27 protein-coding genes and 1 riboswitch are annotated in these 25,576 nt (G+C 38.3%); of the genes, 18 read left to right on the top strand and 9 right to left on the bottom strand.

What is annotated here, in order from left to right; translation table 11 throughout:
- Position 1 precedes the first annotated feature (1 nt).
- From AC52J8_RS14460 to AC52J8_RS14445, 4 genes are all read left to right on the top strand, one after another.
- Complete coding sequence (locus AC52J8_RS14460) at positions 2-1,048, top strand: cell division protein ZipA C-terminal FtsZ-binding domain-containing protein (protein ID WP_086399087.1); 1,047 nt, start codon at positions 2-4, stop codon at positions 1,046-1,048.
- Positions 1,049-1,142: 94 nt separating this feature from the next.
- The gene (gene ligA, locus AC52J8_RS14455; protein WP_068613161.1) at positions 1,143-3,182 is read left to right on the top strand and encodes an NAD-dependent DNA ligase LigA; all 2,040 of its coding nucleotides are present in this window, start codon (positions 1,143-1,145) and stop codon (positions 3,180-3,182) included.
- Between the two features lie 252 nt (positions 3,183-3,434).
- Complete coding sequence (gene ftn / locus AC52J8_RS14450; RefSeq protein WP_001214863.1) at positions 3,435-3,899, top strand: heteropolymeric bacterioferritin subunit Ftn; 465 nt, start codon at positions 3,435-3,437, stop codon at positions 3,897-3,899.
- 288 nt (positions 3,900-4,187) lie between these two features.
- Complete coding sequence (locus AC52J8_RS14445) at positions 4,188-5,381, top strand: MFS transporter (protein ID WP_079381147.1); 1,194 nt, start codon at positions 4,188-4,190, stop codon at positions 5,379-5,381.
- 69 nt (positions 5,382-5,450) lie between these two features.
- Here the strand turns inward: AC52J8_RS14445 and AC52J8_RS14440 are convergent, their stop codons facing one another.
- Both AC52J8_RS14440 and otsB read right to left on the bottom strand, forming a co-directional pair.
- Positions 5,451-6,884 (bottom strand): alpha,alpha-trehalose-phosphate synthase (UDP-forming), encoded by a 1,434-nt coding sequence (locus tag AC52J8_RS14440; RefSeq protein WP_197738941.1) that lies wholly within the window; start codon positions 6,882-6,884, stop codon positions 5,451-5,453.
- Positions 6,872-7,723, bottom strand: coding sequence for a trehalose-phosphatase (gene otsB, locus AC52J8_RS14435; protein ID WP_140157899.1), 852 nt, complete (start codon positions 7,721-7,723; stop codon positions 6,872-6,874). Before otsB ends, AC52J8_RS14440 begins: the two co-directional genes overlap by 13 nt.
- Positions 7,724-8,079: 356 nt before the next feature.
- Between otsB and AC52J8_RS14430 the strand changes: the two genes are divergently transcribed.
- The 5 genes from AC52J8_RS14430 to bioD all read left to right on the top strand — a co-directional run bounded on the left by AC52J8_RS14430 (position 8,080) and on the right by bioD (position 12,735).
- On the top strand, positions 8,080-8,811 hold the full coding sequence (locus AC52J8_RS14430) for an alpha/beta fold hydrolase (protein WP_086399089.1): 732 nt from the start codon (positions 8,080-8,082) through the stop codon (positions 8,809-8,811).
- Positions 8,812-8,904: 93 nt separating this feature from the next.
- Positions 8,905-10,185 carry an adenosylmethionine--8-amino-7-oxononanoate transaminase gene (bioA, locus tag AC52J8_RS14425; protein ID WP_208753173.1) on the top strand — a complete coding sequence of 427 codons (1,281 nt, stop codon included), beginning with the start codon at positions 8,905-8,907 and terminating at the stop codon, positions 10,183-10,185.
- A 1-nt stretch (position 10,186) separates the two neighbouring features.
- On the top strand, positions 10,187-11,344 hold the full coding sequence (locus tag AC52J8_RS14420) for an 8-amino-7-oxononanoate synthase (protein ID WP_086399090.1): 1,158 nt from the start codon (positions 10,187-10,189) through the stop codon (positions 11,342-11,344).
- Positions 11,341-12,090, top strand: a complete 750-nt coding sequence (gene bioC / locus AC52J8_RS14415) for a malonyl-ACP O-methyltransferase BioC (protein WP_086399091.1) — start codon at positions 11,341-11,343, stop codon at positions 12,088-12,090. The genes AC52J8_RS14420 and bioC overlap by 4 nt, the downstream gene beginning before the upstream one ends.
- Positions 12,091-12,735, top strand: coding sequence for a dethiobiotin synthase (gene bioD / locus AC52J8_RS14410; RefSeq protein WP_032063849.1), 645 nt, complete (start codon positions 12,091-12,093; stop codon positions 12,733-12,735).
- A 61-nt stretch (positions 12,736-12,796) separates the two neighbouring features.
- Here bioD and rluB read toward each other — a convergent pair whose 3' ends face one another.
- The 5 genes from rluB to AC52J8_RS14385 all read right to left on the bottom strand — a co-directional run bounded on the left by rluB (position 12,797) and on the right by AC52J8_RS14385 (position 16,741).
- Positions 12,797-13,720 (bottom strand): 23S rRNA pseudouridine(2605) synthase RluB, encoded by a 924-nt coding sequence (rluB, locus tag AC52J8_RS14405; protein ID WP_002120431.1) that lies wholly within the window; start codon positions 13,718-13,720, stop codon positions 12,797-12,799.
- 41 nt (positions 13,721-13,761) lie between these two features.
- Positions 13,762-14,358 carry an SMC-Scp complex subunit ScpB gene (gene scpB, locus AC52J8_RS14400; RefSeq protein WP_002120355.1) on the bottom strand — a complete coding sequence of 199 codons (597 nt, stop codon included), beginning with the start codon at positions 14,356-14,358 and terminating at the stop codon, positions 13,762-13,764.
- Positions 14,355-15,146, bottom strand: coding sequence for a segregation and condensation protein A (locus AC52J8_RS14395; protein WP_017387236.1), 792 nt, complete (start codon positions 15,144-15,146; stop codon positions 14,355-14,357). Before AC52J8_RS14395 ends, scpB begins: the two co-directional genes overlap by 4 nt.
- 224 nt (positions 15,147-15,370) lie before the next feature.
- Positions 15,371-15,988: an L-threonylcarbamoyladenylate synthase gene (locus AC52J8_RS14390; RefSeq protein WP_002120255.1), complete on the bottom strand. Its 618-nt coding sequence runs from the start codon at positions 15,986-15,988 to the stop codon at positions 15,371-15,373.
- Between the two features lie 90 nt (positions 15,989-16,078).
- Positions 16,079-16,741 carry an elongation factor P hydroxylase gene (locus AC52J8_RS14385; protein WP_002120452.1) on the bottom strand — a complete coding sequence of 221 codons (663 nt, stop codon included), beginning with the start codon at positions 16,739-16,741 and terminating at the stop codon, positions 16,079-16,081.
- Positions 16,742-16,837: 96 nt separating this feature from the next.
- Here AC52J8_RS14385 and AC52J8_RS14380 point away from each other — a divergent pair, with 96 nt between their 5' ends.
- From AC52J8_RS14380 to lysM, 6 genes are all read left to right on the top strand, one after another.
- On the top strand, positions 16,838-17,398 hold the full coding sequence (locus AC52J8_RS14380) for a YceD family protein (RefSeq protein ID WP_002120393.1): 561 nt from the start codon (positions 16,838-16,840) through the stop codon (positions 17,396-17,398).
- 74 nt (positions 17,399-17,472) lie between these two features.
- Entirely contained in the window at positions 17,473-17,658 is a 186-nt protein-coding gene (rpmF, locus tag AC52J8_RS14375; protein WP_000290730.1) for a 50S ribosomal protein L32, read from the top strand.
- A 151-nt stretch (positions 17,659-17,809) separates the two neighbouring features.
- Positions 17,810-18,796, top strand: coding sequence for an ACP S-malonyltransferase (gene fabD / locus AC52J8_RS14370; RefSeq protein ID WP_002120357.1), 987 nt, complete (start codon positions 17,810-17,812; stop codon positions 18,794-18,796).
- On the top strand, positions 18,793-19,527 hold the full coding sequence (gene fabG, locus AC52J8_RS14365) for a 3-oxoacyl-ACP reductase FabG (RefSeq protein WP_002120395.1): 735 nt from the start codon (positions 18,793-18,795) through the stop codon (positions 19,525-19,527). The genes fabD and fabG overlap by 4 nt, the downstream gene beginning before the upstream one ends.
- Positions 19,528-19,611: 84 nt before the next feature.
- Positions 19,612-19,848 carry an acyl carrier protein gene (acpP, locus tag AC52J8_RS14360; RefSeq protein ID WP_001279871.1) on the top strand — a complete coding sequence of 79 codons (237 nt, stop codon included), beginning with the start codon at positions 19,612-19,614 and terminating at the stop codon, positions 19,846-19,848.
- A 186-nt stretch (positions 19,849-20,034) separates the two neighbouring features.
- Positions 20,035-20,508 carry a peptidoglycan-binding protein LysM gene (gene lysM / locus AC52J8_RS14355; RefSeq protein ID WP_002120434.1) on the top strand — a complete coding sequence of 158 codons (474 nt, stop codon included), beginning with the start codon at positions 20,035-20,037 and terminating at the stop codon, positions 20,506-20,508.
- Between the two features lie 44 nt (positions 20,509-20,552).
- Here the strand turns inward: lysM and AC52J8_RS14350 are convergent, their stop codons facing one another.
- The gene (locus AC52J8_RS14350) at positions 20,553-21,320 is read right to left on the bottom strand and encodes a hydroxymethylpyrimidine/phosphomethylpyrimidine kinase (RefSeq protein WP_016144494.1); all 768 of its coding nucleotides are present in this window, start codon (positions 21,318-21,320) and stop codon (positions 20,553-20,555) included.
- Between the two features lie 97 nt (positions 21,321-21,417).
- Between AC52J8_RS14350 and AC52J8_RS14345 the strand changes: the two genes are divergently transcribed.
- Positions 21,418-22,092, top strand: coding sequence for an HAD-IA family hydrolase (locus AC52J8_RS14345; RefSeq protein WP_014205944.1), 675 nt, complete (start codon positions 21,418-21,420; stop codon positions 22,090-22,092).
- A gap of 58 nt (positions 22,093-22,150) precedes the next feature.
- Here the strand turns inward: AC52J8_RS14345 and ribB are convergent, their stop codons facing one another.
- Positions 22,151-22,810: a 3,4-dihydroxy-2-butanone-4-phosphate synthase gene (gene ribB / locus AC52J8_RS14340; protein WP_005070969.1), complete on the bottom strand. Its 660-nt coding sequence runs from the start codon at positions 22,808-22,810 to the stop codon at positions 22,151-22,153.
- Between the two features lie 90 nt (positions 22,811-22,900).
- A riboswitch (FMN riboswitch) is annotated at positions 22,901-23,051 on the bottom strand.
- A gap of 176 nt (positions 23,052-23,227) precedes the next feature.
- On the opposite strand from ribB, the gene AC52J8_RS14335 reads away from it, so the two are divergent.
- Positions 23,228-25,012, top strand: a complete 1,785-nt coding sequence (locus AC52J8_RS14335) for a DUF2157 domain-containing protein (protein ID WP_060466117.1) — start codon at positions 23,228-23,230, stop codon at positions 25,010-25,012.
- Positions 25,009-25,569: a GDYXXLXY domain-containing protein gene (locus AC52J8_RS14330; RefSeq protein WP_086399092.1), complete on the top strand. Its 561-nt coding sequence runs from the start codon at positions 25,009-25,011 to the stop codon at positions 25,567-25,569. The genes AC52J8_RS14335 and AC52J8_RS14330 overlap by 4 nt, the downstream gene beginning before the upstream one ends.
- Positions 25,570-25,576: the final 7 nt, after the last annotated feature.

The following is a 25,576-nucleotide window of genomic DNA, read 5'->3' as shown; positions in this document are numbered from 1 at the left end:
AATGGAAATCAATACGATTATTGGCATCGTTGTTGCCATTATAATTATGCTAATTGGCTTAAAAATGATTTTAAAAAAGCCAAACCATGCTGAACCCTCATTAGACAGTGATTTGCATATTAATCCTGATAGTAATCAACCGGTTATACCTAGGCACGTGAGAGATCAGCTTGAGAAAAATGAAGCTGAATCTGTAGCGGTGACTAGTGCAGAGCGAGTAGAACCGACTTTAAGCGAAGCTGCGCCGTCACAAGTACCTGAAACAAAACAGTCAGAAATTGAGACCGTAGAACCCGCTAAAGCAATTCAAACTGAACAAACTCAAGCAGTTGTTGAAAACGCTTCTGTAGAAGAAATTAAATCTGAACAAATAGTACCAAGCTCTACCATTCATAAAGATGGTTCAGTTGAATTGGTTGATACAGTTTCTGTTAAACCGGAAGCTGAAGCTTTAGCAAAAGAAAATTTGGAAGCTGAGAGCGAAAAAACTGAGCCTGAGTTGAGTTTAAATCCGAATATTGAAACCGCCGAAATTGCTGAGTTTGAAGGCGAGAGTAATATTCTGGATGTGCATTTACATGAACAGCAACGTTATGATGATGAAAGTGCATTAGCGATGGCTGAACAGATTATTGCGCTAAATGTTTATCCAAACCCTCGTCGTGCATTGTCTGGCGATAAAGCGCTTAAAGTGCTGTTGAAATATGGTTTACGCTACGGCGAAATGTCGTGCTTCCATCGTTATGAAAATACCGATGAGCCGAGTGTACTCATGTTCTCTGTATTGCGTATGACAGACAATGGACCAGCTGGTTTTGATCTTGAAACTCTATCTACTGAACAAGTTCAAGGGTTGGCATTTTTCCTTGCGCTTCCAAACAGTAAAGCCGTGACTGGTTTTGATATGATGGCGAGTATTGCAGGTTTAATTGCTCGCGAAATTGATGGCAAAGTTTACGATGAGAATAATCTTGAATTTACGCCACAGTTAAAAGAGCACTGGCGTCATCATGTGATTGATTATCGTCCGGCACAGGCAACCGCCTAGTTTTAATTTTTTACGTTCGTTGCGATAATTGCAACATATCTAGTCGCAGCTCAGGGTGGAGAAATTTCCACCCTTTTTTATGGTGAATAACATAATGGCAACAACTTCCGTGATCGAACAGATGCGTCAGCTTATTCAACTGATTGCAAAGCATAACCATGCCTACTATGTCATGGATCAGCCGACAATCTCGGATAGTGAATATGATCATTTATTTCACCAGTTAAAAGCTTTAGAAGAGCAATATCCTGACCTTGTTCAATCAGATTCACCGACTACAAAAGTAGGTGGACAAGCACTCTCTAAATTTCAAAGTGTGACTCATGTAGTTCCGATGCTTTCTTTGGGGAACGTTTTTAATCAGGAAGACTTGTTCGCATTTGCACGTCGTGTTGAAGAGCGTTTGCCTAATCAAAAAGTACAATACGAAGTCGAACTAAAACTTGATGGTCTTGCGATTTCTCTCTGGTATGAAAATGGCCTATTAGTACGTGGCGTTACACGTGGTGACGGAGAAACTGGTGAGGACATTACCCAGAACGTTAAAACGATTCGTAATTTGCCTAAAGTGTTACATTCAGATCACTTTGAAATTCCACGTTTGCTGGAAGTTCGTGGTGAAGTACTTATGCCAAAGTCTGGTTTTGAAAAACTCAATGCTGAACAGGAAGCCAAAGGCGATAAAACATTTGCCAACCCGCGTAATGCTGCAGCTGGTAGTTTAAGACAACTTGATCCTAATATTGCTGCGGCTCGACCTTTAGCATTTTATGCTTACGGCATCGCTCAATGTGAACCTAATCATGGCTTAACTACCATGCATGACAGTCTGCAATGGCTCACAAAACTTGGATTTGAAATTGCTGAACGTCAATATCTGTGTAATTCAATTCAAGAAGTACAGCAACGTTATGAGCAAATTCAGCAAGAACGTTCAGATTTACAAGTTGAAATTGATGGGATGGTTGTAAAGGTTGATGACTTAAAGCAACAACAACAACTTGGTTTTTTAAGTCGTGAACCACGTTGGGCAACTGCTTATAAATTCCCTGCACAAGCTGCATTAACTACGGTTGATCAGATTGATTGGCAAGTAGGGCGTACAGGTACTTTGACTCCAGTAGCGCGTTTAAATCCTGTGTTTGTAGGGGGAGTTACGGTTTCCAATGTAACTTTACACAACATTGGTGAGATCCATCGCCTAGATGTACGTGTTGGTGACACGGTGAGTGTTTATCGTACAGGCGATGTTATTCCTAAAGTAGAAAAAGTCTGGCCAGAATTCCGTCCTGTTGATGCTGAAATTGTACATTTACCTGAAAACTGTCCTGTTTGTGCTTCACCAGTTGTAATGCCTGAAGGGGAAGCTTTAGCACGTTGTTCTGGTGGACTGTACTGTGCTGCACAGCGTATTGAAGCGATTCGTCACTTCGTATCACGTAAAGCTCTGGATATTGAAGGCCTAGGCGATCGTTGGGTAGAGTCTTTATTACACCTCGATTTGCTCAAAGATGTTGCCGATATTTACCATTTGCACGAACACCGAGAAACTTTACTCGGGATTGAAAAAATGGGCGAAAAATCGGTACAAAATCTGATTGATGCGATTGAAGCCAGTAAGAAGACAACGCTTGCGCGTTTTATTTATGCTTTAGGAATTCGTGGGGTAGGTGAAACAACAGCTAGAATGTTAGCCAATACTTTCCAAACTTTGGAAGCGCTTAAAGCTGCTGATGTTGAAGCTTTAAAGAAAACACCAGATGTTGGTGATATTACTGCCGAATGGATTGCTGACTTTTTCTTGGCACCGCACAACATTGAAGTGCTTGATCGCTTAATTGCGGCAGGAATTCATTGGGATGCACCGACTGCACCAACACGACAGCCATTAAATGGCGAAAGCTGGGTGTTAACAGGCACATTGGAGCAAATGACCCGTGATCAGGCAACACAAATGCTACAAGCATTAGGGGCGCGTGTAAGCGGTAGTGTATCGAGTAAAACCAAATGTGTTGTTGCGGGCGAGAAGGCTGGTTCGAAATTAGAAAAAGCAGCAAAACTAGGTATTGCTGTTATGAATGAGACTGATTTCTTATCACTTATGGCGAGCTACGGGCAGACTTTAAGCGAATAGATCTACCGAAATAAGAACCATTGATTTTAGTTACAAATTTATAAATTGATGGTTTGAGCCATATTTTAACGCTTGTCTGGACTTATAAATTGGACAAGCGTTTCTTTTTGCAGAGGAAATTTAAATAACTTAAACTGCAAATGCGTATGTTTCTCATTTTAATTTGATAAAAATCATAAACTTAACCATTTTTTGTTTTGCAATCACTTTTAAGATTGCCCATAATAGTTCTCATACGATAGGAGATTTATTATGCGTGGCAATCCAGAAGTCATAGACTATTTAAATATGCTCATTGGCGGAGAATTGGCTGCCCGTGATCAATATCTAATCCATTCTCGTATGTATGAAGATTGGGGTTTAAATAAAATTTATGAACGTATTGATCATGAGATGCAAGAAGAAGCTTCTCATGCTGATGCGATCATTCGCCGTGTATTGTTTTTAGGTGCTAAACCAAACATGCACCGTGAAGATATCAATGTTGGTACAGACGTTGTATCTTGTTTAAAAGCTGATTTGGCGCTTGAATATCATGTTCGTGAAAAGTTAGCGACAGGTATCAAACTTTGCGAAGAGAAGGGCGATTACATTAGCCGTGATATGTTGCGTCAACAATTATCAGATACTGAAGAAGACCATACATACTGGTTAGAAAAGCAATTACGTTTAATTGAGTTGATTGGCTTGCAAAACTATATTCAATCTCAAATTTAATAAAAAACCCAGCTAAGGCTGGGTTTTTTATTGGCTCATTTTAATAAAATGAAGTCTTAACTTAGATGTTGTTTTTGTCAAATTGAACATATTCAAAGCCTTACTATATAAGGCTTTGGCAGTTACAAAAAAGTCAGAAAAATTGTATCGCACCCCCTGTTTTTTTTATGAAATTGTTTATAATTTCGCCAATAAAACCCTTGCCTAGAAATTTAATGAGGCAAGGGTTTTTCTATGGAAAATCGGTTGGTATGGATCGCCAATGATTTTATGGTGAGTTCGCGAAATATGTTATTTACCAAACCTGCTGTTCTAGATACAGCTACTCTCCTAAGCACACAGCGTCTTGCAACACGACTAAGCTTTTTTAGCTTAGGTTTTGCGACTGCAGCTTGGGCACCTCTTATTCCTTTTGCACAGCAACGTTTAAACCTAAATCATGCCGATTTTGGTTTACTTTTGCTGTGTATGGGTATCGGGTCAATGATTGCTATGCCTGCGACTGGTGCTTTAGTAAAGCGCTGGGGATGTCGTCCGTTAATTGCTTTGGCATTGATGTTGTTAATGGTTTTATTGCCTAGCCTTACGATGTGGAGCAGCATTGTGACGATGGCTGTAGCATTGTTTATCTTTGGATCGGCAGCAGGATGTCTTGGAGTAGCTATCAATTTACAAGCAGTAGTTGTTGAAAAACATAGTGTGCGAGCTCTTATGTCTAGCTTCCATGGAATGTGCAGTCTTGGTGGTTTAACAGGCGCTATGCTTGTGACAGCATTATTGGCAGTAGGGCTTTCACCCTTAATGAGTACGTTATCAGTCGTTATGATTTTACTTGTTATTGGTGGTGTTGCGATTCCTTCTTGTTTAACGTCTTTTGAACAGGATGAAAAGCCACATGAAGATACCACTCAAGCACCGAAAAAATTTTATCGTCCTGATGGCATTATTCTGCTTATTGGTATGATGTGTTTTATTGCCTTTTTATCAGAAGGTGCAGCAATGGATTGGGGTGGTATTTATTTAACAAGTAAATATCAGCTTAACCCTGCTTTTGCTGGTTTAGCTTACACTTTCTTTGCACTTAGCATGACCACTGGTCGTTTTGCGGGTCATATCTTGCTTAAGCAATGGGGTGAAAAAAATATTGTGACTTATAGTGCAATTGGAGCCGCTATTGGTATGGCTGTTATTGTAACGGCACCAGTGTGGCAAGTGGTTGTATTGGGTTATGCACTGTTAGGATTAGGTTGTTCTAATATTGTACCAGTGATGTTTTCTCGTGTTGGTCGACAAAACAATATGCCTAAAGCAGCAGCACTTTCTTTAGTATCAACAATTGCTTATACAGGTTCATTAAGTGGACCAGCTTTAATCGGTTTAATTGGGGAATGGACTGGTTTAAGTACAGTTTTAACAGGCGTCGCTGTATTACTATTTATTATTGCTTTACTTAACCGCTTTACATTAGTAAAGACAAATTAATTTATAAATAATAATCACCAAATAGCGAACATCGAGAAATTGAATTTCTCGATGTTCTTTTATTTAGATTTATAAAACCTGATAAATAGATTGATAATTATCTTGTAATAATCGTTGAGGCTTCATTAGTAAAGTTGGTGTCTTTTCTAAATCATCCAAGAAATTATTTCGCCAATGGGTAAGATCGGATGATGTTAATCCCTCTATCAATTGTTGATAACGATTAATACGCTCAGCTTTAGACATTTCTAAAGCCATTTTTAAAGCATCCATCATTGCCGCTCTATCTTGCGGGTCAACAATCAAGGCTTGAGACATCTGCTCAGCAGCACCAGCATATTTAGATAAAATGAGCACACCTGGATTTTCTGGCTCTTGAGCCGCAATATATTCTTTAGCCACTAGATTCATCCCATCACGTAGTGAACTGATCCAGCAAATATCTGAATGACGATAAATGTGCATGAGATTATGGTGCTGTACCGTGTCATAACAACAATCTACAGGTCTCCAGTCTTCATGCGCAAACTCTTCGTTAATTAACTCTAGCTTGGTTTTAAAACGTTGGTATAAGCGTTGATAAGCTGGAATATCGGTACGAGAAGGAATCGCCACTTGAAGATGTCGAACTAGGCCATGATATTCAGGGCTAGTTTCCAAAAAGGTTGCAAATGCATTAAATCTTTCGAGTAAACCTTTTGAATAATCAATACGATCAACTCCAATAATAGTTTTTTGTCGTGGAATTTCTTCAAAATTAAATACCGAAGAGGTCGCCAAATCTTGTTGTGCTTGTTTTTGTATAAGTTCAGGCTGAACACCAATTGGGTATGATTTAATTAATATTTGACGTTTTTTATAGCTAATACTGTTGCTTTGAATTTTTTGAGCTTCGAGTAAATTCAGGCAAGTCTGCATGCAGGCATTTTGGTCAATCTGAGTTTGTAAGCCAATAACATCATATTGGCTCAAGTCTTGAATTAACTCACGGGCTACCGGCATTTTGTGCCAGATATTCAGACTGGCAAAAGGAATATGTAAGAAGAAACCAATTTTGTTTTGCATGCCTAATTCACGGCAATAACGAGCAACACTAAAAAAGTGGTAATCGTGCACCCAAATAAGATCTTCAGGCTGAGCAAGCTCTTTTAGCTTTTGAGCAAATAAGCGATTAACCTTTTGATAGGTATTATATTCTTCTGCATCATATTCAATCAGATCATCTCTATGATGCATTGCTGGCCACAAAACTTTGTTAGCGAAACCACAATAATATTGGGCATATTGCTGATGAGTGAGAGGGCAGGTAATGTAGTCAATTCCTTGAGAATAAGCCTGCGCAAATTCTGGCGCTTCGCTATCGGTAATTTGCTGCCCATTCCAGCCTAACCAGATGCCGTTACTATCATTTAGTGCATCTTGTACAGCTACAGCAAGACCACCTGCTGAAGCTTTACCCGATGGCATACTTATTCTGTTCGATAATACGATTAATTTAGACATAATTTTTCTCCATTCTGATTTTGGCTATTTTTGACATATAAGCTTTTTATTCTGTTTTGAAATAAAAGAAGAAAATCCGCGACATTATCAATATCTTTTAATCTATATTTTGCTTGTGTTTCACCCGGACCTACTTTAATACTAAGGCCAGATTGCTGATTAATGTAAGTGAAACCAGATTCATCTGTTAAATCATCGCCTATAAAAATAGGTAATACAGCAGGTAAATTAAGATGATTTAATATGGTTTCAATTGCTCTACCTTTATCAGCTTGGTTTGGAATTAATTCAACAACAAATTTCCCTCTATTTATTTTTAAGTGGGGGTGATTTAAATTAATTTTCTGCATAATATTAATAGCATTATTTTCTAAATTAGGATTTTTACGATAATGTAAGGCAATAGAATATCCTTTATCCTCAATTAATAATTCGGGATATTTTTCAAAATTTTTGATAATATCTTGTTTTAATTTTTTGAAATTAATACTGCTTAAATCTGGTCGAATATAATTTCCTGAATTAAAATAAATATCTAAACCATGTAAACCAGCAATTGGAACTTCAATAGGATGTAGTAGTTTGCTTGCTGTATCTACATCACGACCTGTTACAGCTATAACAGGTATATTTAATTTAGTAATTTTTTTTATAGTTTCTAATGTGGCGTTTGGAATAAAACTATGCTCAGGATTAATTTGAAAGGGTGCTAGTGTGCCATCAATATCCAAAAATAAGCAGTAATTTTTATCTAAAGATAAGTTGTTTATAATATCATTGGGTGTAACAAAAGATGTATTTTTTTCTCTCCCATCAGATATTGTGTTTTGACTGTTCATATTAGCCTTCCTAATACTTTCTGATCAATAATTAATCTTCTAGCATTAAAATGAATTGATGAGTCATTTCTTTTAATAAAAAAACATAAGTATTAACATTAATTACATTGCATAATGGATTTATAGGCGAAGTGTGGAGTATGTTGTTTTTTGATTGGCTTCAATGTTTAGATAATTAAATTTTTGTATGTTTACTATGAATAATGCGAGTCTTATTTATCAATATATTTCAGAATATTATCTTATTATAAATGCTTAATTTTATGCTTTAAAATTTGCTTTTTATATTGATTTTAAAAGATATTTTAAACCGATAATATTATATAATCCTTATAAGGTTGGCTTTGGACAGGCATATGAAGTTACAAAATAAAATTTTATTAATTACGGGTTGGGGAGTAGGGGTGGAACCTTTGCAATCTCTAAAATTGCATTTGGACAAAAAGGGTTTTGAAACTCAACTTATTAATATTTTTGATATTTTAGATCGTAACTTTCAAGCACAGCTTAATTTAGTTGCTGAGGTTGATGTAGTAATAGGTTGGTCTTTAGGTGGACAGTTAGCAACTCAATTGGTTGACAACTTTTATCAACGAACAGGGCAAACTAAAACGTTAATTACGCTTGCTTCAAATCCTTGTTTTGTTGCACACCCTGATTGGCAAACTGCAATGCCTACTGATGTGTTTAGTCAATTTAAAGCTTCTTTTTTTCAAAACCCGCAAGCCACTTTAAAGCGTTTTTATTATTTAATTACACTCGGTTCATCTCAGGCCAAACAAGATTGGGTAAGGATACAAAATATAGCAAATCCGCCTTCAAGTGAGTTGTTATCAGTGGGTTTGAAAATGCTTGAACAACTAAATTTGGTAGATAACTTAAAAAGCTATCCAGGTCCGCAGCTTCATGTGTTTGCCGAGCAAGATAATGTCGTTCCTTGCAAAATTATTGAAAATTTCAAGAATATCACGACAGAAAACATGAATTATAAAGTGTTAGAAGGCGCTACTCATGCTTTTCCATATCTAGAAGTGGACCGAACAATTGAAGAAATCTGCCAATTTTTAACAATTCATCAGCAAAGTTAATAAGCTTTGGTTGATCTCGCAATTTTCTTTCATTCTTAACAGGTTTAACATGTGCTAAATGAAAGATTTAATTGCTGTTAAAGGGTATAGAGGATGACCGATAATTTTGATTTGGAACATATTTGGCATCCATATACCTCAATGACCCAACCTTTACCAACGTTTAAAGTTAAACGTGCCTATGGGGCAACGATTGAACTAGATGACGGTAAGACTTTAATTGATGGTATGTCGTCATGGTGGTGTGCAATTCACGGCTATAATCACCCTGAACTCAATCAGGCAGTGACAGATCAATTACAGAACATGTCGCATATCATGTTTGGGGGGTTAACTCATGATCCTGCAATTGAACTTGGAAAAATTCTTTTAAAAATTACTCCACCGAATCTCGATAAAATTTTCTATGCAGATTCAGGTTCGGTTGCCGTTGAAGTTGCTTTGAAAATGGCTGTGCAATTCTGGACAGCACAAGGCCAACCACAAAAAACAAATTTTATTACTACACGTTCTGGTTATCACGGTGATACATGGAATGCGATGTCTGTTTGTGATCCGGTTACAGGCATGCATCAAATTTTTGGTACAAGTTTACCGAACCGTCTTTTTGTAGCAGCTCCGCAAACCAAATTTCATGAAGAGTGGAACCAAGAAGATATTGCTGAGCTAGAGCAAGCTATTCAGCAAAATCATGAAAACCTTGCTGCACTGATTATTGAGCCGATTGTTCAAGGTGCAGGGGGGATGCGTTTTTATCATCCTGAATATTTACGTCAGGCGAAAGCACTTTGTGAACGATATAATCTGTTATTAATTTTTGATGAAATTGCGACTGGTTTTGGTCGCACGGGTAAGCTTTTTGCTTGGGAACATGCACAAGTTGAGCCAGATATTATGTGCATAGGTAAAGGGCTAACAGGCGGCTATATGACGTTATCTGCTACCTTAACGACAAAGCATGTTGCAGAAACCATTAGTCGCGGTGAGGTTGGGGTGTTTATGCATGGCCCAACCTTTATGGCCAATCCACTTGCTTGTGCGGTCGCTTTAAAAAGTACCCAATTATTAATTGAGCAAGATTGGCAGGCTAATATTGAGCGAATTGAACAACAGCTTAGCCAATATTTAACGCCTTTAAGTCAGCTTGATTATGTTGCCGATGTGCGAGTGCTGGGTGCAATTGGTGTAGTAGAACTCACCTTTAATGTTGATATGAAAACCTTACAGCAACAATTTGTAGACCGCGGAATCTGGATCCGTCCTTTTGGAAAATTGGTTTATGTGATGCCACCGTATGTCATTACGCATCAAGAGTTAAGCGATTTGCTCGAACAGTTGGTTGAAGTTGTTCAAACGATGCAGGGAGCGAATTAAGATGTCATTGCTTGATCATTTTTCTGCCGAATTAGATGAGTTAAAGCAACAAGGTAACTTTAGGCAATTTACCCCAAATGTGCAGCACGGACGTTTTATTACAATTCAAAATAAAACGATGCTCAACTTAGCTTCAAATGACTATCTCGGGTTGGCTGCTGATATCAATCTTCGTCAAGAGTTTTTAGATAGCTTTCCAATCGAGCGTAGCTATTTTAGTTCTTCATCTTCACGTCTATTAACGGGCAATTTTGACGAATATGAACAATTAGAAAATAGCCTAAGCCAAGCATTTGGTAGTCGGGCGGCACTATTATTTAATAGTGGCTACCATATGAATATCGGTATTTTGCCAGCTGTTGCTGATAGTAAAACTTTAATATTGGCGGATAAGTTAGTTCATGCCAGTATGATTGACGGGATCCGTTTATCTGGCGCTCAGTATGTGCGTTATCGACATAATGATTTACAACACTTGGAACAACTCCTCCAAAAATATCATGATGATGACAAGATTGAACGAATCATTGTGGTCACAGAAAGTATTTTTAGTATGGACGGTGATGAGATGGATTTAGCCGCTTTAGTTCAGCTAAAAAAACGTTTTGCTAAAACTATGTTATATGTCGATGAAGCGCATTCAATTGGGGTGCGTGGTCAGCAAGGCTTAGGGTGTGCTGAACAATATAATGTGATTCAGGAAATTGATTTTCTAGTCGGTACATTAGGCAAAGCATTAGCAGCAGTCGGTGGTTACATTATTTGTGATCCAATTATTAAAGATTATCTCATTAATAAAATGCGCCCACTTATTTTTAGTACTGCACAGCCACCGATTGTTATGGCATGGGCAAACTTTATTTTTCAAAAAGTATTACTCGCTCAATCTCAGCGTGAACACTTAAAAAATATTAGCCAATATCTTCAACAAGCTGTTGTACAGAAGGGCTACGATAGTCCATCGACCAGCCATATCATTCCAGTCATTGTTGGAGAGAGTCAAGCTGCTATCGATAAAGCAAAACAGGTTCAGGAAAGTGGTTTTTATGCTATGCCTGTGCGTCCACCAACAGTACCGAAAAATAGTTCGCGTTTGCGTATTTCTTTAACATCAATGGTGCAGCAACATGAACTTGAAGAATTGGTGAGTTTTCTGTGAGTTTGAATAAAAACTTAGTTGCCCAGCGTTTTGCCAAAGCAGGGCAAACCTATTCAGAGCATGCAATTGTTCAAAAACAAATTTGCCAAAATTTAACAGGTTTAGTTCAGCAGTTCTGCCCGCGTATGATGTCGCGTGTTTTTGAAATTGGTTGTGGTTCTGGCAATTTAACTCGTCTTCTTGCTACATCTTTTCAGTTTGAAGAGTTAATTTTGAATGATCTATATGCAGATGTGCAGCAACACTTTAGTCATCAAGAAAATTTAAAATGGTTGATTGGGGATGTTGAAACTTTAGATTTTCCCCAGCAGCTCGATATGATTGTTTCAGGTTCAGCTTTACAGTGGATGCAAGATTTACCGCACTTGCTCAAACGTTTTAATGAAGCTTTAACTGAGCGAGGTTGGTTATGCTTTTCAACATTCGGCTCTCAGAATTTAATGGAAATTAAAGAGCTAACAGGACAAGGTTTAAGTTATTGGTCAGTTGAAAATTGGAATAGTGCCTTAATTCAGGCTGGTTTTGAGATTTTGCATTTGTCAGAATCAGAAACTCAACTCTATTTCGATTCACCTAAAGCCGTGTTGCAACATTTAAAAGCAACAGGTGTAACAGCAACGGCGCAGCATCGTTGGACTAAGCAAACTTTACAACAGTTTTATCAAGATTATGATCGGTTTAAGTATGCCGAAGGATATTCCCTAACATATCATCCGATTTATTGTATTGCCCGGAGAATGAAGTAAATGAGTGGCCAGATCTATTTTGTGAGTGGGATTGATACCGAAATTGGTAAAACCTATGCGACAGGTTTCTTAGCAAAATTATGGACTGAGCAGGGTAAAAAAGTGATTACCCAAAAACTCATTCAGACAGGTAATACTGATATTTCTGAGGATATTGAAAAGCATCGTGAAATTATGGGGCAGGGTTGGTTTCAAGAAGATCATGACAAGCTAACCATGCCTGAAATCTTCAGTTATCCTGCTTCACCTCATCTTGCAACACGTCTTGATAACCGAGAAATTGATTTTCAAAAAATTGAAAATGCAACCAAAACATTGGCGGAGCGTTTTGAAATCGTATTGTTGGAAGGTGCTGGAGGCTTAATGGTGCCATTAACCACTAGTTTGCTTACCATTGATTATGTCGCTCAGCATCAGTTTCCCGTTATTTTAGTAACATCTGGTCGTTTAGGAAGTATTAACCATACTTTGCTTAGTCTTGAAGCACTTAAGTCTCGTGGGCTGAAGTTGCATGCCTTGGTTTATAATCTAAAAGATGAATCAAAAGATCCATTAATTTCTCAAGATACTTCAAATTATTTGAAAGATTATTTAGCTATTCATTTCCCCGAAGCTGAATGGATTGAACTGGCAAAAATGAATTAAGTTAAACGGCTATAAAAAACCGCTCAAATTTGAGCGGTTTTTTTTACATCTTTTTAATATCTTAGAATTTCTTCGAACCGCGGTTAAAACCAGTCGATTTACGTTGGTTCCCTGTGTTAACAGGAGCTTCTTTTTCATCATCACGACGTTGTTGACGTAAGTATCCGCCACGACGCGCAGCCATTGGTTTTTCAGTCATACGATCAGTACGGCGTTTTGCCATACCAAATAAACCTGTACCTTGACGTGGTTTTAACTCAACCGATTTGGCTAAGTTGTCGATGTCAGTTTTGTCGAGTTCCATCCAACGACCAGTACGTAATTCGCGCGGTAAAATAACTGTGCCGTAGCGTGTACGTAATAAACGGCTGACTTTAAGATCTTGCGATTCAAAAATACGACGTACTTCGCGGTTACGACCTTCTTTTACTACAACTTGGTACCAGCGGTTAATACCTTCACCACCAATTTCAGAGAATGATTCGAATTTGGCAGGGCCATCTTCGAGCTCTACTCCGTTGACCATGTTTTGGCGTAGTTTTGGCGTTACTTCACCCATTACTCGAACAGCGTATTCACGTTCGATTTCATTAGATGGGTGCATTAAGCGGTTAGCAAGTTCACCATCATTTGTGAATAGTAATAAACCAGTACTGTTAATATCCAGACGACCTACCATTACCCAGCGGTCATTGGCAATTTGTGGTAAATGATCAAATACGGTTGGGCGTTTTTCAGGATCATTACGTGAACAGATTTCACCCTCAGGTTTGTAATAAATCAGTACGCGACGACGAATTTCATCTTCAATCTGAAACTGAACTTTACGGCCATCAATGCGTAATTCATCGCCTGGTTCAATGCGCTCACCCACTTGGGCAACACGACCGTTTACACTCACGCGTCCTGCGGCAATAACCTCTTCCATATATCGGCGGGAACCTAATCCGATTCGCGCTAATACTTTTTGCAATTTTTCACTCATGACAGCACAACCTTAGACATAATGATCAACAGTCCACCTCTTTATGATTTCGGTGCATTTGCATCGAGAGCCATAAAGGCTTCCTTGGCGTTCTGTAGGGGAGGCAATTGGCCTAGAGAGGCTAGACCAAAAGCATTCAGAAACTGAGGCGTTGTAATTAGCAACGCAGGTCTTCCGGGTAAATCTCTAAAACCGGCTTCTTTAATCCAGTTCCAGTCAAATAGTGTTCTAAGAATCTGACTATTATTAGATACACCACGAATTTGTTCAATATCAGCTCGGGTAACCGGTTGATGATAAGCAATGACAGCCAGGGTTTCTAGTAATGAAGGCGACAGTTTTGTTGGTCGCTCTGGCCAAATTTGCGCAATAATACTACGATATTTAGATCTTACCTGAAAGCGAAACCCTTGTGCTGTTTCAATCAGCTCAATAGACCGACCATGTTGCAATAGCGCGAGCTGCTGCAAAAGCTGACGAAGCTGTTGTTTATTATATTGATTGTTAAATGCTTCTTTTAAGCGGGCAATTGAAACAGGCGCTTCACTGGCAAAGATAATTGCTTCAAGTTGTAATAAGACTTCATGATGTATGTCAGCTAATGACAAATCACTATTATTTTGTTCAAAACTACTCATATTGAAGATCCTTGAATTGCTAACGGGGCTTCAATACCAGTGGCAATAATTTTAATTTTCTGTTGGCGAGTCAATTCTAAAACTGCCATAAATGTAACAACCATTCCCATACGGCCTTGCTGGGGATTGAGTAATTCTTTAAAACTTAACACGTCACCAGACTCTAATTTCTCTTCAATATATGCAATACGTTCTTCGAGTAAAACAGGTTCTTGAGCGACAACATGGGTAATAGGTTCGGGGCGATTAAATACGCAGAACAACGCATCATGTAGCGCTGAGATATCGTAACCTTCATAAACAGGAGAGATATGCCCTAAGCTTACATTGGCACTAAATGTATCGCGCTCAAGAATTGGCATTTGACCTAAACGCTCAGCTGCTTGCTTAATGCGTAGATAGGTTTCAAGACGATCAATAAGCTCCTGCTTAGGATCTTTTTCAATACTTATAATTGTAGGTTTTGGTAGAAGTAGGCGAGACTTCAAGTCAGCCAATAAAGCAGCCATCACCATATAATCTGCTGTCAACTCGATATTTAAAGATTTCATGCTATCCATATAGGCCAAATATTGAGTCGCTATAGGAGCAATATCGAGTTGAATTAAATCGAAACCGTTTTTTTGAATCAGATAAATTAAAAAATCTAATGGACCTTCAAACCGCTCGAGCAAAATCTCAAATGCAGCTGGAGGTATATAGAGATCTTCTGGAATTTTGTCATGCCACTCATCTAAAACACGGATGTGTGGAGCGTCTTCCATGGATTGATGAAGTGATTGATTCATTACGATTATAAGCCACGCGAATTTTCAAAAGCATGAGACTTGTTATTCAAGTCCTAGACAGCTGTAAGTAGAAGAACAGCAGATAGTGAAAATCATTCTAAATGAATTGTGTCTTTTAATAAATTACTTAACGACTAAAGTGTAAAAAAAATCCAAAATAAATAAAGAGTATTTTTTTGAGTGATAATACTTTTTTTAAAACTATTGGTAAAAAATGTAAGTGCTTATTCAAAAGCACTTACATCGCCAACACCACGGCGGATAATTTCAGGATGTTCGCCCGATAAATCAACGATACTTGTACTGGTCAAGGTACCAAAACCTCCGTCAATAAATACATCAATTCGTTTATCTAACTGATTTTCAATATCGTAAGGGTCATCTAAAGGGTCTTCTTGCCCTGGTAAAATTAATGTACTGGTGAGTAGCGGCTCACCAAGTTCTTGTAATAAAGCCTGACAAATTGGATTACTCGGAATACGTAAGCCAATTGTTTTCTTCTTAGGGTGCATCAATCTACGAGGGACTTCACTTGTTGCAGGTAAAATGAACGTAGTAATAGCTGGTGTATTCGCTTTCAATAAACGATATGTCGCATTATCAACTTTTGCATAAGTTGCAATATCAGATAAGTCACAGCACATAATGGCATATTGATGTTTAGGTCCTAAGCCACGAATCTGTGCAATACGTTCCATGGCATTTTTATTACCGATTTGACACCCAATTGCATAGGCAGCATCGGTAGGGTAGACCACAACATCTCCAGCTCGGATACGTTCAACCGCTTGGGCAATGAGGCGTTGCTGTGGATTTTCAGGATGTACATGTAAATGCATCATATGTTAGAGACTCCATCACGCCAGTGTTAAAAATAATTATTAGGCTTTTTAAATGGCCTAGGCAAGCAATTAACGTAGCTTTTTTGTCAATTAATCAAGGAGTTCACGTTTAAATTCATTTAATTGTAAAGGTGTACCCGAACGTGTACATTGGCAAATAAAACCAATAAATGCTGCTGCATCACGTGGCAACTTAGCTTCACCCGAAAAGTAACGTTGCACTTGAGCATAAACGTTATCTTTAAATAGTTTGCCATCACCGCTATCACCTGTAAGGTTATCGAGTGAAACCCTAAATTTTCGGCCAAAAGATTGTGCAAATAACCATTCAATTGCTTGAGGCTTAATTTCTACTTGTTCAAATAAACTTTGCTGCTCTTGGGTGCGACCATCAGGTGCATACCAATAACCTAAATCTGGTAATAGACGTCTTTTTTCACCTGCAATAGACCAGTGACTAATTTCATGCAAAGCACTATTAAAGAAACCGTGAGCAAATTGGATCTTGGCTGGTTCTTTATTTGTCGCTGGAAAATATTCAGGTTCAAAATCACCACGAACTAATGTCACATTATGGTGGGAAAACCAGTGATTAAAGTGTAAAATAAGCCAATCAACTTGCTCAGACTCCGATTTTGAGCTTGACCATGGTGAGAGTTGCACTAGGTCAGGTACAAGAGTGTTCTGATGAGTTGAATGGGTGCAAACGAGTAATGAAGTGTTAACTTCAGGTTGCGGCTGCAACAGGTGCATTGCTTAATTTACCCCGAGTTCTGTCTAAAGAAGTGCAAAATTGTATCTTAATCTTTGACAGAGTACCGATGAATTTGTAGAATTGCCGCCTTAATTATGTCAGCAAATACCTTTCCGGCACAGATTGAGCCGTTTAAATGGGCTGAACAAGGCTTTACATGGTCAGGTCAACTGCCCTTGTCTCGCTTTGCTCGTATCGCTCGTGAAGCTGTTGGATCAATTGATAACCAATTGATCAACATAGACTGTAAGCTATCAATGGATGCATATCATCGCATTGTGTGGATGGACGGTCACATGGACACGAAAGTTCCAATGGAGTGCCAACGTTGTTTGGAACCTGTTGAAATGCCTCTTGTCTTGGACTTCCATATTGCATTAGTGGATGATGAGTCACTGATAGAGCGCTTGGATGAGGATGCTGATTTCATCGTTTTAGGTGAAAGTGAGTCTTCGACGAAAGGCGATTATGATACGCCTGCCTCGATTAACTTACTCGCATTACTAGAAGATGAACTGTTATTGTTGATGCCTTTATCTCCCAAGCATGATGCTTGTGAACATAAACATCAACCTACCATTCAGAATGTTGTCGAAGAAAAACGGGATAATCCGTTTGATGTTTTGGCAGGTTTGAAGGGTAAACTTAACTCATAATTTGTGTTATAATTATGAGATAAGACAACTGAATTTGTTCTGATCCATTTTTTCGATCTTTGTAAGGAGCCATCATGGCCGTTCAGCAAAACCGTAAAAGTCGCTCTCGCCGTGACATGCGCCGTTCACATGACGCTTTAACCGAGAATGCATTAACAGTAGACCAAGCAACTGGTGAAACTCATCGTCGTCACCACGTGACTAAAGACGGTTTCTACCGTGGTCGTCAATTATTCGCTAAAGCAGCTGATGCTGAATAATTGCATGATATGCATTAAGCGTGATGCTTAAGTATAGAAAAAATGGGAGCGAAAGCTCCCTTTTTTTGTTGTTTTTCGCAATTATAAATATATAAATAACATGTTAAATTTCCGCTCCAGAAATGAGTGAAAACCCAAAAAAGGATTTCTTATGTCTGCTAAACGTCTTGAACAAGTAGCTTTAGCCACAAAAACTGCATTTGTGTTTCCTGGTCAAGGTTCACAAAAAGTCGGTATGCTTGCTGAACTAGCAGAACAGTTTAGTGGGGTCGGGCAAACTTTTGCAGAAGCTTCAGATGCTCTTGGATTTGATCTTTGGCATATTGCGCAAAGTGGCGAAGGTCTCGACCAAACAGAAAATACCCAACCTGTGTTATTAACTGCCAGTATCGCTTTATGGCGTGTATGGCTTGATTTAGGTGGTCTGGCACCTAAATACCTTGCAGGACATTCACTAGGTGAATACAGTGCATTGGTAGCTGCAGGCTCTATGAGCTTGGCGGATGCAGTTAAATTAGTTAACTTGCGTGGCAAGCTCATGCAAAGTGCTGTACCTCAGGGTCAAGGGGCTATGGCTGCAATCCTTGGTTTGGCTGATGAAAAAGTGGTTGAACTTTGTCAAACCGTGAGTGCGTCAGGTGAAGGTTCTGTAGAAGCTGCAAACTATAATTCACAAGGTCAAGTTGTGATTGCAGGAAGTACAGCTTCTGTACAAGAAGTTATGGCTTTGGCAAAAGAGCAGTCAGCTAAAGCAATTGCTTTACCAGTGTCAGTTCCTTCTCATTGTTCGTTGATGAAACCTGCCGCTGAGAAATTTGCAGAAGCTTTGGAACAAACTGCCATTGAGCTACCTACCATTCCTGTAATACAAAATGTCAACGCGGGAATAGCTACCGATGTTGCTCAATTGCGTCAGGCATTAACTGCACAATTGTACCAATCAGTACAATGGACACGTACCATGCAGTCTCTACAAGACCAAGGTATTCAATACATTGTTGAGTGTGGTCCAGGTACAGTATTGAGTAACCTCGCAAAGCGTTTACCAAATATTGAAAAAGCTTTTTCTATTGATAGTAAGAGCAAAATGGAAGATGCCCTAAATGCTGTTTTAGTGGCAGAAGGAAAAATTGCATGACACAAGAACGCAAAGTTGCATTAGTAACGGGCGCGAGTCGGGGTATTGGCGCTGCCATTGCCCAGCAACTTATTCAAGACGGTTATTTTGTTGTAGGTACTGCGACTTCTGAATCTGGTGCACAAAAGTTAAGTGATAGCTTTGGTGAACAAGGTGCAGGTTTGGCGCTCGACGTGCGTAATCTCGATGAGATTGAAGCAGTCGTTTCTCATATTGAACAGAACTATGGTCCTGTACTTGTTCTAGTTAACAATGCAGGTATTACGAAAGACAATTTGTTGCTTCGTATGTCTGAAGATGATTGGGATGACATTCTCAACATTCACCTTAAAGCAGTTTATCGTTTATCTAAACGTGTGCTTAAGGGTATGACGAAGGCACGTTTTGGTCGAATTATAAATATCAGTTCTGTTGTAGCCCACTTTGCAAACCCAGGCCAAGCGAACTATTCTGCTGCTAAAGCAGGTATTGAAGCATTCAGCCGTAGCCTTGCAAAAGAGATGGGCAGTCGCCAAATTACTGTAAACAGTGTGGCGCCAGGTTTTATTGCAACAGAAATGACAGATGCACTTAGTGAAGACATTCGCAAAAAAATGAGTGATCAAGTGGCTTTAAATCGCTTAGGTGAGCCACAAGATATCGCAAATGCGGTGAGTTTCCTTGCAAGTGATAAGGCAGGTTACATTACCGGTACGGTATTACATGTAAATGGTGGTTTATACATGGCCTAACGCCGATGTATAAACTTTTAAAAATTTTTATATTCAATTAAACTAGTGGCAAATTAAACGCCACAAGCAATGAGGAGAATTCCTGTGAGCGATATCGAACAACGCGTTAAACAAGCGGTTGCAGAACAACTTGGTCTTAAAGCTGAAGAGATTAAAAACGAAGCATCTTTTATGGATGACTTAGGTGCTGACTCTTTAGATTTAGTTGAACTTGTTATGTCTTTCGAAAACGACTTCGACATCACTATCCCTGATGAAGATTCTAACGAAATCACTACAGTTCAATCTGCAATTGACTATGTAACTAAAAAACTTGGTTAATTCGCATATTGCTGAATAAAAAGAAGGCCACCGTAAGGTGGCTTTTTTTATTTTAGAAAAAATTTAAGAGATACATATTTTTACAAGATCAACCTCAATTGATAGCAGAGGTATAACTTTTTTGAAGTATAACAATAAAGGTCAGTGTAATGACTTTACTATAAACAATAATATGAGGACTAAAAGATGGGTCTTTTTGATTTTGTAAAAGGTATTGGTAAGAAAAATACCGCACCAGCAGAACCACAACCAGCTCCAGCAACACCAGCAGAACCTTCTGCACAAGAAGTTGCAAATAAATTATTAGGTTTAATTAAAAGTTTGGGCTTAGGGGTAGAAGGCTTATCTGTAACCTATAACGGTACTACTGATACCGCAATTATTAAAGGGCAGGTAAAAAGCCAAGCAGATAAGGAGAAAATTATTCTTATTGTTGGAAACATTGATCATGTGGCTCAAGTAGATGACCAGATGACAGTGGCAACTCCTGAACCAGAAAGTAAATTTTATACAGTGAAATCTGGTGATAACCTTTCAAAAATTGCGAAAGAAGTTTACGGTGATGCAAATCAATATCCAAAAATCTTTGAAGCAAATAAACCAATGTTAAAAGATCCTGATGAGATTTTCCCGGGGCAAGTTTTACGTATTCCTCAATAATCGAGGTTAATAAAAAAGGCGCTTTAAGCGCCTTTTTTGTGCTTTTAAAAACGCTTTGGAATCTTTTGTCCGTTTGGTACAGGGGTGTCTGCATTTTTTAAAACACCAAATAACCATGTTTCAGCATGCTGTACTGCAATTTTTAAAGAATCACCTAAAGCTAAACGGCCAGCGATAAAGCTAGCTAAAGAACAACCTGAGCCGTGATATTCACCTTCAAGGCGAGGACAGCTACTACTCGCTGCTAGTTCACCATCGATATATAAACTATTTTTAATATGATCTGGTGTATCTTCATGTCCACCTTTCACTAGAACAGCTTTAGCACCCATTTCAAAAAGCTTTTGAGTGGCTTGATCTAAATCAGTAATACCTGTTAGAGCACGTAATTCAACGGTATTTGGAGTAATAATTGTGGCTAGAGGAATAAGTTCAACGAACGCTTTAACGAGAGTTGCCTGATCACCTAAAGAGCCGCCACTGTTTGCGACTAAAACAGGATCAAGTACATATTGATAGTCAGGATGAGCACGTAAAAATTCAGCTAGTGCCGCAATATTATCTGTCGTTCCAAGCATGCCTGACTTAACACATTTAATGGGTAAGTCACCTACAACTGCATTTGCTTGTGCTAATAAAAGTTCTTTTGAGGTTGCTTCGAAGCCAAATACTTGTTGTGAGTTTTGAATGGTGAGGGCAGTACATGCAATTGCTGCGTGGGCACCACTTTGTCCAATTGCTTCGATATCGGCTTGTAAACCTGCACCACCTGAAGGGTCTAAACCCGAGAAACAAAGTACGGTTGGACGCACGGTTATTTCCTTTTCAATTTAAATTTACGTTAGTATAAGAGAGTTTGATTAAACTCTCGACCAATTGAATTAAATACTTTACTGGGTTAATGATTGAATGGCTATAAAACATATTCTGATTGATTTAGATGGAACCTTAACAGACCCAAAAGTTGGAATCCATACTTCAATTCGCTATGCAATGGAGAAATTAGGCTATCCATTGGCTGCTGATTTAGATATTGACTGGACAATTGGCCCACCATTAAAGCCATCACTCGCAAAATTATTAGCTACTCAAGATGATGCTTTAGCTGAACAAGCTTTACTTGCTTATCGCGAGCGTTTTTCGGTGGTTGGCCTGTTCGAAAATGAAGTATATCCATCTGTTGCAAAAACGCTTAGCGCTTTAAAAAAAGAAGGATATCGTTTATTTGTTGCAACTGCTAAACCAACGATTTATGCAAAACGTATCTTGGACCATTTTGAATTAAGCCAATACTTTGTACATATCTATGGGAGTGAGTTAACGGGTGAGCGCACAAATAAAGCTGATCTTATCCATTATATTCTTGAGCATGAGCAATTAAACCCAGAAGAGTGTTTAATGGTCGGTGATCGTCAATATGACATTTTGGGTGCTCGTCATAATGGTATTGAGGCGGTAGCGGTGACGTATGGTTACGGAACAGCAGAGGAACTTGCTCAAGCACAGCCAAAGGCAATGATTAAGCAATTTTCTGAGCTTTTGGACTATGTTGAAGAACTGGCAACACAAAAGAAAGTTTCTTAAATATACGTAAGTTTTAATTTGAAGGTTTGGCTTTGATCTAAAGCCAAACCTTTTTTATTTAAATACCGTGTTGCTGGCGGTATTGAACAAGTTCTTCAATCGTAATCACCGTTAAGTGATGAGTTTGAGCATATGCTAAAACTTGAATGCCCGATGCCATCGTGCCATCTGGATTGGTTAATTCACATAACACACCAGCAGGTTTTAAACCGGCTAATCTCGCTAGATCAATTGTTCCTTCAGTATGACCACGTCGAGTAAGCACGCCACCATTACGTGCACGTAATGGGAAAACGTGACCCGGACGATTTAAGTCACTTGCAACAGCACCATCTTTAATAGCAGTTTGAATAGTTGTTACACGGTCTTTAGCAGAAACACCAGTGGTAACGCCTTGAGCTGCCTCAATGGTCACTGTAAAAGCGGTATGAAACTGGCTCGAGTTTTGAGAAACCATTGGAGGGAGTTCTAGATGATCTGCTAGCTCTTCTGTAAGGCATAAACATACGATACCTGAGCCATCACGAATCATACGTGCCATTGTTTCTACCGTTAAAGTTTCGGCTGCAACAATTAAATCTGCTTCATTTTCGCGATCAAAGTCGTCCATAACCAAGACAGGCTTGCCTTGACGGATATCTTCTAATGCTTGTTGAATGCGTTGCTCAGCAGGAGAGAGGGCTGAGAAAAAAAGTTCTGGTTGAATTAAGCTAGACATAATGAAACGCTCTCGTAAAAATACGGTTGAACATTTCAGGACTGATGTAAAAACAGGCTGGCACTGAAATAAAACGGATTTATCCCAGTTCGTCGTCTTCTTTCATCCGGACTATACCGTCGGCTTTGGAGTTTCACCAAATCTGCTCAAATTAAACAATTTAAGCTCGTGGGCTTGTTAATCTATTTATAAAAATTAACTTTACCACCGGTGGGGAATTACACCCCGCCCTGAAGCGATGGGTTTTATTATAGCGCGCTTGGCAAAATTGGCTAGATGCTTTTATAGAATGCTAAGTTTCTTTATGAATAAGCATTTTCATAAATCGAAATAGGCTTTTTAACAAGAGCTTACTTGTTGATATGAAAATGGAATGCTATGTTTTTTATAGAAAATTATAAATAAAATAGGTGTTTCATGCAGATAAGAGATGATTACCCTCTTACCAATAGCTCATTTATTCAGCACCTCCATGTTTTCAGTTATGTATTTATGGCGGTAAGTATTCTGTATTTAATTGCTGCTAACTGGTTTATGCTTCCAGACAGTATTCAACTCGCGATCCCGCCCGTTATATTAGTTGTTACAGCTTGGTTCAGCATAAAAGATACATTAAGTGATGGGGTTAGGCAGACCTTACATAGCGTTAGTGGTTTGATGATAGGTTTAAGCTTGGCTGTAATTGGACAGGTTTATCAAACTGGTGCAGACAGTTATTTGCTTTTTTTAATTTGGACATTGCTTTTATTACCGTGGTTATATCGGCCGAATATTGGAATCTTTGCTTTAATTTGTATTACCAGCCAACTTACACTTTTTTTATTTTTTAAACAGACTTTCTGGTCTGAAAAGTTTCCTTATTTATATTTAATCGCTCTAAATCTATTAAGCCTTATTGAGTTTTGGGTATGTATAAAGAAATATCGTGCTTTAAGGTTTGTCTTTATCGCTTGGTTCGCCGTTATTTCGATTATTGGAATGATTCAATATTTATCGAATGAGAATATTCCTTATCTGATCTCTGCCTTCTTTTCAGGAATAATCGCTTTTTATTATTTCTTCAAAAAAGATGATCAGCTATGTGCTAGTTTGATGGCAGCTGTTCTGGGTGTGACTGCAACCATATGGCTTGTAGATGGGGTTAATAACTTATTTAAAGACTCTAATGAGTTTATATTTTTATTGATTGCAGGCATTATTTTTATTTGGTTTGCGCTGATTAGCTATCTTTTAATAAAAATTTTTCGTCAAAGCCGCTTTTATATCATTCCATTGGCAATTGGTGCTTGGCTTGCTGGCTTGGCACTTGCAGCTTTTACGCTGGTGTTTTGGGAGACTATTTCTTTAGTTATTGGAGTTGTTTTTGTTGGATTGGCATTTATTCTTTTAAAGAAATCACAAAGCTATTTCTTTCGGCAATTTGCCTATTGTTTGTTTATCAGTGGGCAGACCGCTTTCTTGTTTCATCTTGGTTCAGAAACAGATCAAATTCTATGGGTTTTAATTGCACAGATTTTTATTCTATGTATTAGTTATTTTCTTAAACCACATTGGTTCTTCATTTTAAGTCAAATGCTTGCTACGTATGGCATAGCTTTTATCTATTTGCTACAACTGGACCATTCATTATGGTCAATACATTCTACTCAGACTTATTTAAATTTAACTTTGCTCAGTTACTTGGTTTTTAGTTTGGTGCTCTTACCTAAGAGGGAATCAATAGCCCTATATGAGCGTAGTATTTTTTTATACGTGCTGGTCGTAATTCTTGTAGCTTCTTTTTTCAATACTTTTATGGGGTTGGCATCAGAAAATTCGATAAATCAGCAGTTATGGGTTTTATATTTGCTACCTGTTGTCTGGTTACTTTGCTTTAGTGTTCTTCATTTATATCGACAACTTAATACACTCACTTTTTGCGCCTTTTTAATATTTGGTGTGTTACTTATTGTGTTGGGATATTTTGAAATTTTCATCCTGCTTATTATTTTAACGTGGGCATTAAAAAAGAAAGATTATATTGTGTATGGAGTGAGCTTAACAGTATTCGTTTTTGTGTTCTGGCAGCTCTATTACAACTTACAAATAACTTTTCTAGCTAAGAGTGCATCTATTTTTATTTCGGGTATTGTTTTGTTGGCTCTGTCTTGGTTACTTCAACGTAAAAATAAAAATGATCTTGTTAAAGGAGAGAAAGAATGAAAAAGTATTTTTCTCTTATTCTTGCCTTTATTACGCTATTATTTTTTGCAGGTTTAGTGGCGAAAAACGAATGGCATCTGCACCATAGTAAAAGTATTTTCATTGAGCTTAAGCCAGTTGATCCTCGTTCAATTTTACAAGGTGACTATATGGCACTGGCTTATGAATTACATTTACAATCTCTTAAAGCTCTTGCAGGAAGTGAAGGTGAGGCTCTGGAACAGGTGATTTTTAATCGCTCTTCCGTTCCCGCAAAAGTTATTTTGGATTCACAAAATCGCGTAGTTCGTACCATTTTAGATATCAATAATTCATTTGTTGGGCAGAGGTTAATTTTAAAAAATCCTGAAAATCGTTTGCAGGCTTTATATCCTGCCTCTCGCAGTTTCTTGTTTGCAGAAGGCTTGGCTCAATGTTATGAAAAAGCCAAATATGCTGAATTTAAGGTAAATCCTGAAGGAGAGGTGATATTGTTCGAATTACGAGGAGAGCAGCTTCAACCATTAAATTGTGAAAAACAAAAGAACTGGTGGGAAGGAACTATTAAGGATTTATAAAATAATA

This window comes from Acinetobacter sp. S-1, assembly GCF_059579785.1.
This window is presented reverse-complemented; position numbering and strand designations above follow the sequence as displayed.